14 protein-coding genes are annotated in these 12,738 nt (G+C 41.6%); 9 read left to right on the top strand and 5 right to left on the bottom strand.

Annotation, left to right across the window (positions count from 1 at the left end; all coding sequences use genetic code 11):
* Positions 1-196: 196 nt before the first annotated feature.
* A complete protein-coding gene (locus QAI40_RS00895) occupies positions 197-1,174 on the top strand; it encodes a CoA transferase subunit A (RefSeq protein WP_299981365.1) in 978 nt (325 codons plus the stop codon).
* A gap of 19 nt (positions 1,175-1,193) precedes the next feature.
* Positions 1,194-1,955, top strand: coding sequence for a CoA-transferase subunit beta (locus QAI40_RS00890; protein WP_299981363.1), 762 nt, complete (start codon positions 1,194-1,196; stop codon positions 1,953-1,955).
* A 127-nt stretch (positions 1,956-2,082) separates the two neighbouring features.
* Here QAI40_RS00890 and QAI40_RS00885 read toward each other — a convergent pair whose 3' ends face one another.
* From QAI40_RS00885 to QAI40_RS00875, 3 genes are all read right to left on the bottom strand, one after another.
* Positions 2,083-2,298 carry an acetyl-CoA carboxylase biotin carboxyl carrier protein subunit gene (locus QAI40_RS00885; protein ID WP_299981361.1) on the bottom strand — a complete coding sequence of 72 codons (216 nt, stop codon included), beginning with the start codon at positions 2,296-2,298 and terminating at the stop codon, positions 2,083-2,085.
* A gap of 123 nt (positions 2,299-2,421) precedes the next feature.
* The gene (locus QAI40_RS00880) at positions 2,422-3,543 is read right to left on the bottom strand and encodes a sodium ion-translocating decarboxylase subunit beta (RefSeq protein WP_299981359.1); all 1,122 of its coding nucleotides are present in this window, start codon (positions 3,541-3,543) and stop codon (positions 2,422-2,424) included.
* Complete coding sequence (locus QAI40_RS00875) at positions 3,540-3,674, bottom strand: hypothetical protein (protein WP_299981357.1); 135 nt, start codon at positions 3,672-3,674, stop codon at positions 3,540-3,542. Before QAI40_RS00875 ends, QAI40_RS00880 begins: the two co-directional genes overlap by 4 nt.
* Before the next feature lie 214 nt (positions 3,675-3,888).
* On the opposite strand from QAI40_RS00875, the gene QAI40_RS00870 reads away from it, so the two are divergent.
* The 5 genes from QAI40_RS00870 (at position 3,889) to QAI40_RS00850 (ending at position 8,642) form a co-directional block, all read left to right on the top strand.
* Entirely contained in the window at positions 3,889-4,644 is a 756-nt protein-coding gene (locus QAI40_RS00870; protein WP_299981355.1) for an IclR family transcriptional regulator, read from the top strand.
* A 24-nt stretch (positions 4,645-4,668) separates the two neighbouring features.
* Positions 4,669-6,822: a penicillin acylase family protein gene (locus QAI40_RS00865; protein WP_299981353.1), complete on the top strand. Its 2,154-nt coding sequence runs from the start codon at positions 4,669-4,671 to the stop codon at positions 6,820-6,822.
* A 136-nt stretch (positions 6,823-6,958) separates the two neighbouring features.
* A complete protein-coding gene (locus tag QAI40_RS00860; protein ID WP_299981351.1) occupies positions 6,959-7,438 on the top strand; it encodes a hypothetical protein in 480 nt (159 codons plus the stop codon).
* Entirely contained in the window at positions 7,438-7,596 is a 159-nt protein-coding gene (locus QAI40_RS00855) for a hypothetical protein (protein WP_299981349.1), read from the top strand. The genes QAI40_RS00860 and QAI40_RS00855 overlap by 1 nt, the downstream gene beginning before the upstream one ends.
* Positions 7,593-8,642, top strand: a complete 1,050-nt coding sequence (locus QAI40_RS00850) for an NAD(P)H-dependent glycerol-3-phosphate dehydrogenase (RefSeq protein ID WP_299981347.1) — start codon at positions 7,593-7,595, stop codon at positions 8,640-8,642. The genes QAI40_RS00855 and QAI40_RS00850 overlap by 4 nt, the downstream gene beginning before the upstream one ends.
* Here QAI40_RS00850 and QAI40_RS00845 read toward each other — a convergent pair.
* Together QAI40_RS00845 and QAI40_RS00840 are read right to left on the bottom strand one after the other, a co-directional pair.
* A complete protein-coding gene (locus tag QAI40_RS00845) occupies positions 8,639-9,256 on the bottom strand; it encodes a GAF domain-containing protein (protein WP_299981345.1) in 618 nt (205 codons plus the stop codon). The genes QAI40_RS00850 and QAI40_RS00845 overlap by 4 nt on opposite strands.
* A 193-nt stretch (positions 9,257-9,449) precedes the next feature.
* Positions 9,450-10,730: a 3-deoxy-D-manno-octulosonic acid transferase gene (locus QAI40_RS00840; RefSeq protein ID WP_299981343.1), complete on the bottom strand. Its 1,281-nt coding sequence runs from the start codon at positions 10,728-10,730 to the stop codon at positions 9,450-9,452.
* A gap of 65 nt (positions 10,731-10,795) precedes the next feature.
* Here QAI40_RS00840 and QAI40_RS00835 point away from each other — a divergent pair, with 65 nt between their 5' ends.
* Both QAI40_RS00835 and QAI40_RS00830 read left to right on the top strand, forming a co-directional pair.
* Complete coding sequence (locus QAI40_RS00835) at positions 10,796-12,559, top strand: ABC transporter ATP-binding protein (RefSeq protein WP_299981341.1); 1,764 nt, start codon at positions 10,796-10,798, stop codon at positions 12,557-12,559.
* Between the two features lie 11 nt (positions 12,560-12,570).
* On the top strand, positions 12,571-12,738 hold the full coding sequence (locus QAI40_RS00830; RefSeq protein WP_291347320.1) for a Trm112 family protein: 168 nt from the start codon (positions 12,571-12,573) through the stop codon (positions 12,736-12,738).

Below are 12,738 nucleotides of genomic sequence, written 5' to 3'. Positions count from 1 at the left end.
TATTGCCTCTGTTTTTGTTTTATAATTTTTTGTTTTTGCGAATAAAAATAATACACGAAAACAGAGGCTTTTGCAACACAACAATTTGAAATTATTATGTAAATTCTGTAAATTATAAATTGATTTCAACACCCTTTATTAGGGGAGGGTGGTTCTATTTTTTTGGAATTGATTTCTAAATATATAAGGTTTGTGAATGGAAATAAATGGAAATAAGGTTATTGATTTAAAAGATGCAATATCGACCCATATAAAAAATGGATGTCATTTGTCCATAGGCGGGTTTACCATTAACAGAAATCCTATGGCGGCAGTCTATGAAATTATCCGACAGGGGATCAAAGATATTCATCTTTATGCCCATTCCAACGGACAGGGGGTTGATGAGCTTGTGGGGGCCGGTAGTGTATCCTGCCTGGAAATTGCCTATGGCGGCAGTGGCAAATTTGCATCAACCTGTATACGGTTCAGAAAAGCGGTCCAGGAAAAAAAAATTAAGGTAGAAGATTATTCCAACTATCAGATGACCCTGCGGTTTCTTGCAGGGGCTATGGGAATTCCGTTTCTTCCTACCCGCTCTTCTCTTGGGACGGATATCGTGAAAATATGGGGGTTTCCCGCTGAGTTTAGGCAGGAAAACAGCCGAGTTCCTGACAGTAAACTGATTGAACTCGACAACCCCTTTGGGACATGGTGTGATACAAAAAAGGTTGTTCTGGTTCCAGCCATTAACCCGGATGTTACTATTATCCATGTGCAGAAGGCTGATTTTCGAGGTAATTGCAGGATAGATGGGTTGACCTTTGCCGATGTGGAACAGGCAAAAGCAGCGAAAATTTTGATCATCACCTGTGAAGAATTGGTGGCGAATGATGATTTGAAAAATGAGCCTGACAGAAATCAAATTCCTTTTATTCATGCGAGCGCAGTTATTCATATTCCCTATGGAGCATACCCGACTGCCTGTTATCGGTATTATGACTACGATCCGGTTTATTTAAAGGAATATGCTGAAAAAGCCAAAAATGATAAACAATACTATTTATATATTAAAGATACCATTTTGAAATATTTAACCCATAAAGATTTACTTGATTCAATTGGCAGAGAACGTCTTGAAATGATATCAGCTGATAAAAACCTTGGATATGCAAAAAATCTTGATAGAAGATAATTTGGGTGGAGACATAAAAATGGATTATACGTTGAAAGAAATGATGACGATTGTTGCAGCCAGGGAAATCAGGAATAATGATATTGTATTCTGTGGTACCGGTATTTCAATGCTTGCCGCCATGGCAGCAAAAAATATCAATGCACCCCAGAGTGTTATTTTTTTTGAAACCGGTGCCATTGATTCCAAACTGGAAGATCTTCCTCTTGCTGTGGGAGACTCACGGGTGATGTATTATTCTTCTTCCAATGGAGGGCTTCTTGATTCATTCGCCACCATGCAGAACAGAGTTACTGCCAAGCATATCGTGGGGATTCTTGGTGCCGCCCAGATTGATATATATGGAAATCTGAATTCCACTGTTATTGGTGATTATCATGAACCCGATGTCCGGTTTTCAGGAAGCGGAGGGGCATGTGATGTGGCCTCTTTTGTTTCAAGAAGCATTATTTTTATGAAACAGGAAAAGCGAAAATTTAAAATCCAGCTGGATTACCTGACAAGCCCGGGGTATCTGGACGGTCCGGACGGCCGGGAAAAAGCAGGACTCCCGGAAGGAGGTCCCCACAGGGTTATTACTGACATGGGAATTATGGGATTTGATGAGCTAAGCAAACAGATGTTTCTGAAAGGGTATTATCCTGGAATCATACCGGACAAAATTCTTGAAAATATGGAGTTTGAAATTGATACTTCCCGTGCAGAAGAAGTGCCGGCGCCAACTTCGAATGAATTAGAACTTTTAAGGGAAAAATGTGACCCCCATCGGTTGATATTGTAAAATGAATAAATAAAAGGGCTCGTCAGGTATGACCTGATAAGCCCTTTTAAATTTAAAAATTTAAAATTGGCGGACCTGTATAGAGAAGATTATTTCTCAGATGAAACAGGTCGTGTTCTGTAAAGGGTTAACCAATGAGGGCAAGAAGATCATCCTCTTCCACTTCATCCCCTTCTTTTTTCAGCATTTTTTCGATTACGCCGTCACAGGGGGCATAAATTGGTGTTTCCATTTTCATGGCTTCGATAACCATGATTTCAAGGTCTTCCACAACGGTTGCATTTGGTTCAATATTTATTCTAATAATTTTACCGGGTAAAGGTGCTAAGACTTCTGTGGCCATTTTTTTTCTCCAATATCAATATTTATATGTTTCTATTTTTTGCACAGGGGGTGCCTATGCAAGTTGTCTCTATTCAATCCAGATATTTTATAACGCGTAATATCCGGGCCTTTAATATTCGGATCAGGAAGTCAGCAGCGTTAAGAATATGCCTGCGGCAATTACTGTGCCGATCACTCCTGCTACATTCGGGCCCATGGCATACATGAGAAGATAATTCTTTTTATCCGCCTCAGTCCCCACTTTATGGACCACACGGGCAGCCATGGGGACAGCTGAAACACCTGCTGCTCCCAGGAGGGGGTTTATTTTTTTACTGGAAAACAGGTTCATTAGTTTGGCCAGCAGAATTCCGGTGGCCGTACTGATCATAAACGCGCACAGTCCCAGGACAAAGATAAAAACAACTTTTGGCTGAAGAAAAGCTTCTGCATTCATGGTAGCGCCTATGGGTACGCCCAGGAAAATAGTGACAATATTCATTAATTCATTCTGGGCTGCATGTTTTAACCTTTCAACCACTCCTGATTCTCTGAAAAGGTTGCCTAACATTAACATGGAAATTAATGGTGCAGAAGCCGGCACCAGGAGTATAATGAGAAAGGTGGACACAATGGGGAAGAGCAGTTTCTCCTGTTTGCTCACTTTTCTACCCTTGGTCATTCTTATTTTGCGCTCTGCTTCTGTAGTCATAAGCCGCATGATGGGAGGTTGAATAATGGGAACCATGGCCATATAGGAATAGGCTGCCACGGCACAGGCCCCTAAAAGCTGGGGCGCCAGTTTGGAAGCGAGAAAAATAGTGGTGGGTCCGTCAGCACCACCGATAATGCCGATGGTGGCAGCTTCCATTATGTCAAATCCCATGGCATGGGCGGTAAAAAAGGTCAGATATACCCCTGCCTGGGCGCCGGCTCCCAGAAAAATTAACCGGGGGTTGGCAAGAAGGGGGCCAAAATCTGTAAATGCGCCAATGCCTAAGAAGATGATGGGGGGTATTATTTCCCAATGGATGCCGTATTCATAAAATTTCCATAGTAATCCCTCTCCAGGTGTCATCAGGCCGCTTAAAGGAAGATTTGCCAGTAGAATACCAAACCCGATGGGAAGCAGAAGCAAGGGCTCATATTCTTTTTTTATGGCCAGATAAATCAGGGTCAATCCGATGATCCACATCACTATTATACCCGGCGTCAGATAAACAAAACCGGTTGTTTTAACCAATGAGGTCAGGTGGCTGATCATGAGAGATTTTCCTTTCTTTTCCCAGTCAAACGGGCAGTGATCATGGCCGTAATTTTAATGGACAGATAAAGAAGTCCCATACCAAAAAATACACTGCTGATACCTCCAATAAATACAACACTGGCTGACATTTGAAACTCTCCTTTTAATTTCATATATTATTATGCTATGCGTAATTAAATAATGCATAATGTTTTTTAAAATAACAATTCCATCCCTGTGAGGTCAAGTCTTTTTTAAAAAAAGCTTTACTTTTTGTTACGCTATGCGTAATCTTATATTGTTATCCCAAAGATATTTTCAGAATAGCATTATGTCGAGAGAGTAAAAGGAGAAAAGAAAGAAATGAGCAAAAACTTAGACCGGGAGTTTGTTAATTCACTGGCAAAAGGGCTGAAGTTGCTGATGTGTTTTAAAGAAAACCAAAGGGTCTGGAGTCTGACCGAAATGGCAAGAGCAAATGATATGAACCTGCCCACTGCCAGACGATATCTTCATACCTTTACAAAGATGGGTTTTATGATAAAAGATGAGACCACCAAGACTTTTCAACTTACACCCAAGGTGTTGCGACTCGGGGCCTGGGTCATCAATTCCATGGGAATTAAACAGCGATTGTTACCCTATATGAAAGCCATTCGAAATGATCTGGATGTGACCACCCATTGTTCGATACTGGAAGGAAATGAAATCGTTGCACTGAAAAGAATTCGCTCTTCTAATGTCATAAATCTGGATCTGGGAACCGGATCAAGATTGCCGCTGCATGCGACTGCCATGGGTAAGGCCATTGTTGCATTTATGGATATTAAAGAACAAAAAAAAATAGCAGGACAGCTTGATTTCCAACAGCTTACCCCTATGACCATCACTGAAAAAGATTCATTCCTGACTGAATTACAAAAAACCAGGGAGAGAGGGTATGCAGTAACAGACCAGGAACTGACCATCGGGTTAAAAACCATGGCCATACCGATATTTAATACAAAAGGCATTGTTGAAGCATCTTTTGGTGTGTCTTATCCCCTTTCAAGGGCTCAGAAACAAGGGTTTGAAAATAGTTTGATAGACCGCTTAATTGATGTCAGGAACAAGGCGTAATTTTTTTTAAAATCAGGAGAAGATATGAGCACTATCGATAAAATATGGAGAGATAAACACGGCGTCTGCCACGTTGAGGGGAAAGACAAGATAGAAGCCTTTGGTCTGATGGGATATGCCCATGGAAAAGACAGGGGAATGCAGATGCTTTTAATGCGTATTTTGGGACAGGGGAGAGCATCTGAATTCCTTGATTCCAGCGATGAAATGCTTGAAATTGACAAATTTTTCAGGAGAATGAACTGGACCGGTTCAATTTCTTCACAAATCGAAAAATTCTCTCCTGAAGCAAAAGAGATAAATGATGCATACTGCGCAGGGGTGAACAGGGCGTTTGCTCAAAAAATTCCCTGGGAATGCAAACTTTTGGGGTTTAAACCTGAACCCTGGCGCATTGAAAATTCCATTCTTATTTCACGGATGATAGGCTACCTTACCCTTTCACAATCCCAGGGTGAGATGGAAAGACTCTTAATCGAGTTTGTCCAGGCAGGCATGGATGAAGAAAGATTGAACGAGCTTTTTCCGGGAATCCTTGGTGGATTTGATATTGATCTTATAAAGAAGATAAAACTTGCCGAACGACTTGTTTCTCCAGTATCTCTCTGGAATATTGCTATGCCATTGATGATGGCATCCAATAACTGGGCAGTCTCAGGGGAAAAAACAGCTTCCGGAAAGCCGATTCTGTCAAATGATGTTCATCTGGAAGTAAACAGGCTTCCGAATGTCTGGTATGAAATGGTACTAAAAATAAAAGACAGATATGCAATGGGCGGAACCATGCCCGGAGCGCCGGGCCTTCTTACCGGTCGAAATCCTGACCTTGCATGGAGTGTCACGTATACATTCATGGATAGTACGGATTCATGGGTTGAAAAATGTAAAGATGGTAAGTATTTTCGGGAGCCGGATATTTGGATCAATTTTACCAAAAGGGAAGAAATAATAAAAAGAAAGAAAAAAAATCCTGTTAAAGTGGTTTTTTACGAAAACAAGCACGGTATTCTTGAAGGAAATCCGAACAAGGAAGGGTATTATATTACCACTTCCTGGGCCTCTGCTTTTTCAGGTGCTGTTACGCTTGACAGCCTTATTAAAATGTTTGATGCAAAAACAGTTACACAGGGAATGGATCTTTTCGGCCGTATAGAGACATCCTGGAATTGGATCCTTGCAGACAAAAACGGAAATATCGGTTACCAGATGTCCGGCCTGATGCCGAAAAGAAGGGAAGGGGTTACAGGATTTGTTCCCTTGCCCGGGTGGGAAGAAAAAAATGACTGGCAGGGGTTTGAAAGTCCTCAAGACCTGCCGCGATGCTATAATCCCGAATGTGGCTTTTTTGTTACAACCAATCAGAACCTTAACGAATACGGAAAGGTTGACCCCATTAATGTCGGTATGGGACCTTACCGCGCAGACCGGATAGGCAAACTCCTTTCAGAAAATAATGACATCACGCGTGAGGATATGTACAAAATACATTATGATGTATATTCAACACAGGCGGCATTATTCATGAAGATTCTTGCTCCTCTTCTTCCGGACACATCCCAGGGAAGACTACTCAAGAACTGGAATTTTGAATACTCGGCTGATTCTGAAGGCGCATTTCTTTTTGACAGGGTTTATAAAGCCCTTTACCTGGAAGTTTTCGGTAAAAACGGGTTTGGCACAGATGCAGTTGACCATATTGACAAGCAGACCGGAATATTTAATGATTTTTATATAAATTTTGACCGGATACTTCTTTCTGAAACCTCAGTATGGTTCGGCACCCGCACAAGAGAGGAGATTTATCAGAAGGCTGCTGAAAAGGCATTGAAAGCTCAACCTGAAAAATGGGGAAATACAAGGAAAGTCATAATGAAAAATATTCTTTTTGATGGGAAACTCCCCAAATTTCTCGGGTTTGACCGCGGGCCGATCACCATTATTGGAGGACTTTCTACACCACATCAGGGACAGATTTTCGAAAGTGCAGGCAGACAAACCACTTTTGCTCCGGGATTCAGGATGGTTGTTGATCTTTCTACAGATGAAATAAATACCAATATGGCAGGCGGACCGTCTGACCGCAGGTTCTCAAAATGGTACTGCTCGGATCTTGAAAACTGGATATCAGGGAAATATAAAACACTAGTTGTGAATTCTAAAGAAAAGTACAAACTATAGCTTCTAAAAGTGAATTGAAAAGGAAAGTGAAATGAAACGCATAAAAAATCTGATGGCTGTGATCCTTCCTTCCATGAAAGGGCTTTAGACTATCGAACATACGACAGCTACAAGAAGGAAAGCAAAACAGAGAAGGTTGCAGGTATCTTTGGGTGTCGGTCTTATATTTTTTGCTTTTTTAATAGAAATGGTGGCCGTGCATCCGTCCGGCATCTATTCCTATACCCGGCAAGGATATAAAGAGTTCAAAATTGGCCTTTTAAAAGAAGAGGTGTTAAAAAAGGTCAATAAGCGAAAAACCATCAGGACAATCAGGGTGTGTGAGTCTGATAAGGTCTTTGAACTGAAATCAAGAAAAATTTTTGAGATGGAGAAAGATCTGGTGCTATCAGATTTTTGGATCTGCCATGATAGAACCGGAAAGGATTTTTTGTTTTTCTTTAAAGATGAAACCCTTGAAAAAATATTGCTTCAAAGATTGCGGTTCGGGAAAAAAGACGGGTCTATTCTTTTTTCTCAGTGCAACCCTGAAATTTTAAAAGATATTGACAATTATCTGACCACCCGGGAAAAACTGGACGTATTTTATGATACGGATTCAGGAGAAAAAAACTGATGGCCGAACATGATTTATTAAAAGAATGTGGCGAGTTGATATGGCAGAATAAAGTTGATCCTGATTCTGAGCTAGTGTATAAACAGGCATTTGTGCTCAATTGGATTGTCTTTAATGTCAGGATCTTGTCAGATCTGAAAGGGAAGTTTGACGTATGAGCAGGAGGATTGACATAGTAAGAACCCGGATAGGGGTTGTCGGTGCAGGCGCCTGGGGAACCGCCCTTGCTAAATTGCTTGCAGAGAAGGGATTCGTTCTGGATCTCTGGGTGTTTGAGAAGGAAGTAAAAGAACAGATTGAAACGGACAGAGAAAACAAGATTTTTCTTCCCAATATAAAACTGCCGGATAATATTATTCCAACCAATGATCTTGAAGTTGTGGTAAAAGAAAAAGATTTAGTGCTTGTTGTGGTTCCGTCCCACTGCATGAGGGATGTGGCAGAACAGATGAAAAATTACATCAGCCCTGAGGCTATCGTTGTGACAGCTTCCAAGGGGATTGAGAATAAAACACATATGACCATGACCCAGATTCTCGCAGAAAAAATTGATTTTCTTCCCAAAGAAAATATTGCGGTAATTTCAGGTCCAAGCTTTGCCAAGGAAGTCGCCAACAAAGTACCGACAGTTGTTGCAGCCGCATCAACCAGCCGGGATGTAGCAGAATTTGTTCAGAAAATATTTTCCTGTTCGACTTTCAGGGTGTATGTCAATGATGACCCTGTCGGCACTCAGATCGGCGGTGCCATGAAAAACGTATTGGCCATTGCCGCCGGTATTTGTGATGGTATGAAAATGGGCCTTAATTCAAGGGCCGCACTGATTACCCGGGGTCTTACCGAGATGAACCGGCTGGGAACAAGATTGGGGGCTGATCCTCTGACCCTGGCGGGGCTTGCGGGTGTAGGAGACCTTTTATTGACCTGTACGGGTGATTTAAGCCGTAACTATACAGTGGGAAAGCAGATCGGGGAAGGCAAAAAACTCGATGAGATCATTTCCGAGATGAGAATGGTTGCTGAAGGGGTTAAAACAACAAAATCCGTATACAATCTGTCAAAAAAACTGGGTGTTGATCTTCCCATTTGCAATGAAGTCTATTCTGTCCTTTTTGAAGGCCTTTCTGTTAAAGAGACGGTTAAACGTCTGATGAACCGTTCCTTAAAACATGAACTGGACGGAGTCAGCGGGTTCAGTTCTTAATAATCGCAGATTGACGGGTCAACGCTTTTGGGAACCCCTTCATGGGGCGTCCATTTGCTTGAACCATAGGTATCTTTCCCTCTCATGTTTTTAAGGATTTCAATACTTGTTTTATAGCCTTTGTACATCCTGCACATATCCATGGCCATGCCGCATATCAATGCAACGGCCTGAGCAAGAGTGATATCATTAAAGGAAAACTCCCAGGGGCTTGCTGTATAAACACGAACCGCGCCGATGATTTTATTATGACTGATAATGGGAACACCTAACAAAGATGAGATACCTTCTTTTTTGGCCTCTTCAGGATATTCGATTCTAGGATCATCCGTTACATCATAAATGGCAATGGGGATGGCGTCTTTTGCTTCCCTGATGGTCTGCATGAAATGAATCGGCCCCTTTTCCAGATATTCAGAGCTCAAACCGAATGATGCAACAAGGCCCAACTCACGGGTTTCTCTGTTAACCAAGAATACCGAGCAGCCTTTTGCGTTGAATGCGGTTTTAACACTTTCCGCTGTAAGCAAGGCCACGTCTTCCGGGTCCCTGCATTGAGAAATAGCATTTGTTAACCGGATAATCGTGTCATAGTACATGGTATGATTTTCCATAATTGCCTCCCTCCTTTTTGAATTATAAAATAGCACCGTATGAATACCCTGGTGCCTGGTAAACAAAAAATTCAGGGTTGAAAAGAGATGTAGAAACAAAAGAGTTGAATGGTACAGAAGAATTCAAATTAACCTGAAGGTCACACGTAAAAAGAGTGGAACTATCAGTTTGATTATATTAAATATATACCCATCACATATATCCGTCAAAGGCTTTTAAAATTTTATTGCAGGCCTGCTCTGTGCCGCCCTGGTTTATTTCGATAAATTCTCGGGCCAGTCGTTTGCGGTCTGATCTGTTGACAGGGGTTTCAAGGGCTTTAATGATTGTTTCGGCTACCGTTTTCCAATTATTTTTTTTAATGACGATTCCTTTTTTAAAGATGTCATCTTTTACCCAGACAAAATCATCATAATAAGGACCTGTGACAGTGACGGCACCCTCAATGGCCGGTTCAATGAAGTTCTGCCCACCCATTGGTTTCAGACTGCCACCGACAAAGACAACCGAAGCAAAACCATAGGCGGTTTTAAGTTCTCCAAAGGTATCCCATAAAATGATTCCCGGGCTGGCCGGGGAGGAGGTTATCTCAGATCTTAAGTGAAAGTTTAAATTTTGGGAAGTCAAGCGTTTTTTCCAGGTATTGACCCTGTGCATATGCCTGGGAAATACGGCCACCACCTGGCCTGGGAACATTTTTAAAATTTTCTTTAATATAAGAAAAACTTCTTTTTCTTCCTGTCTTCTGACAGAAGCCAGAATGGTCAGCGGTAAGGTTTGGGGGATAATTTTTTTTATTTGTTCCAGTGTATCGGAATCAGGAGTGTCCATCCCAATGGATTCAAACTTGATATTCGACATGGTGTTAACCGTTGCCTGTTCAAAAATCTGCCGGTATCTTTTGGCATCCTGCCTGGAAGTTGCAAGAATATAATCCGGTGCCAGGTGTTTCCATAAAAATTTTGTTTTCAGATAATGGCTAAAACTTTTTTTAGAAAGTCTTGCGTTTATGATAAAAATTTTACTTTGGTTCTGCTTTAGATAGTAGAACAGGGCAGGCCAGATTTCTGTTTCAAGCAGCACCATGATGCAAGGATTGATGGTTTTCACAGCTTCCTTAATAGTGACAGGCATATCAAAAGGAAACCACTCTATCTTAAGATCAATAAATTTACTGATATTGTTTCCGGTTAATCCGGTTTTTAAAATATCAATCCCCTGAAATGTTGTGGAGGTAACTAAGACTTTCGCTTTTATTTTTGGCTCAAGCGTTTGAAGGATAGTGACAGCAAGGTAAGCTTCGCCCGCAGAAGCCGCCTGAATCCATATATCGGCTTTTGTGTGGTGGAATGAAGTGATTCTTTTTTGAAATTCCGATTTCAGCCGCCTGTTTTTTTTAAGAAAAGGAAGACTCATCTTCCAGAGCATATTGTAAAGTTTGAAAAAATTGAGTATAAAGGCATTCTTTGTCATGGGAATATATGCTCTCATTTTTTTTAAATATTGACAATACCTCTTGGTATAATAAATTAAGGTTTATGGAAAAGAAAAACCCGAAACTATCCAAATTACGGCGCAAAAAGATCATCTCCCAAGTTTCTAAATACTGGCCCAGACTTTTGCTGGCTGCCTCCTGCATGGTTGTTGTAGCGGCTGCAAACGGTGCCATGGCTCTGATGGTCAAGCCGGTCATGGACGACATCTTTATCAATCAGAACAAGGATATGCTGTTATTAATTCCCGGCATTGCCATCCTTATTTTTTTCTTAAAGGGCACGGGCTCATATGGGTCTGAATATTTGATGAATTATATCGGGGAAAAGATTATCCGGTTTTTCAGGGAATCTTTGTATGAAAAGATTACCGATCTTCCCATTTCCTTTATCCACAAAGAAAAAACAGGGGCGTTAATGTCCCGTATCACAAATGATGTGAACATCGTTAAAGGCATGGTTTCAACGGCAGTGATTAATGTGTTCAGGGATTCTTTTTCAGTGATCGCTTTTTTATTTGTTATTTTTTACCGGGACTGGCAACTGGCTTTGGGCGCGTTTGTTGTCCTTCCCCTGGCGTTTTATCCCATTGTCCTGTTTGGCAGGCGGGTTAGAAAATTTTCTACGGGAACCCAGGAAACCATGGCGGATTTGAATTCATTTCTGCATGAAACTTTTACCGGCAGCAAGATCATTAAGATTTTTAACCTGCAGGTTTTTGAAAAGGAACGATTCAAAGAAAAGACAAAAATACTTTTCAGCCTTGAAATGAAAAAAGTTGTTGCCAGGGCTCTGTCTTCTCCTGTCATGGAGTTTTTAGGCGGACTTGGTATTGCGTTTATTATCTGGTTTGGTGGCCTTCGAGTGATTAACGGAACATCAACGCCAGGCACCTTTTTCTCGTTTCTCACCGCCGTGATGATGCTCTATGATCCGGTGAAAAAACTGTCCGGGCTGAATAACACTATCCAGGAAGGGGTGGCAGCAGCCACAAGGATATTTGATGTTCTGGAAGAAGAGTCTGCTATTATAGAAAAGGAAAAGCCTGAAATTCTTAAAGGAAGCATTTTTGATGTTGAATTCGATCATGTCAGTTTTTCCTATAACGATAATGAGGCGCCGGCATTAAAGGATATCAACCTGAAGGTGGCACCCGGTGAAGTTCTGGCCCTTGTGGGGATGAGCGGGGGAGGGAAAACCAGTCTTGTCAACCTTGTGCCCCGGCTGTATGATGTCACCGAGGGTCGGGTGTTGGTCGGTGGAAAAGATGTTAAAGATCTTTCGATCATGTCCTTGAGGGATCATATTTCCATTGTGACCCAGGAACCGATCCTGTTTAATGAATCTGTGAAAGAAAATATCCGGTACGGCAAAATGGATGCCACGGATCTTGAGATAGAAAACGCGGCAAAGGCAGCCTATGCCTATGATTTTATACAAGGGTTTCCCAAAGGATTTGATACCATCATTGGTGAGCTGGGTTCCAGGCTTTCAGGGGGAGAAAAACAGCGGCTCTGTATTGCAAGGGCCCTGATCAAGGATGCACCGATTCTGATACTGGATGAAGCAACCTCTGCATTGGATTCACAAGCTGAAAGGGTGGTCCAAAAGGCGTTGGAAAATCTGATGAAAGGCAGAACATCCTTTGTAATCGCTCACAGGCTGTCCACAATTGGTTATGCCTCCCGGATCATTTTGTTGAAAAACGGATCCATAAAAGAAGAAGGAACTCATGATGAGTTAATGGCTGAAAAAGGAGACTATTTTAAACTTCAGACCATGCAGGCTGTTAGAGGGTCGAATAATTAAAGGAGATAAAAATGGCAGTTTCCGAAGAATTATTGGAAATACTGGTTTGCCCCAAATGTAAGGGAGAGATTCATTTGAATATAAAAAAAGACGGGCTTGTCTGTGACGCGTGCGCCCTTTTGTATGAAATAAAAGATGATATCCCCATCATGCTGATTGATGAGGCAAAGCCGCTTTAA

Origin of the sequence: Desulfobacula sp., from assembly GCF_030611305.1 — a bacterium.
GTDB lineage: Bacteria > Desulfobacterota > Desulfobacteria > Desulfobacterales > Desulfobacteraceae > Desulfobacula.
Note: the sequence above shows the minus strand (reverse complement) of the source record. Positions and strands in the feature narration are given on the sequence as shown.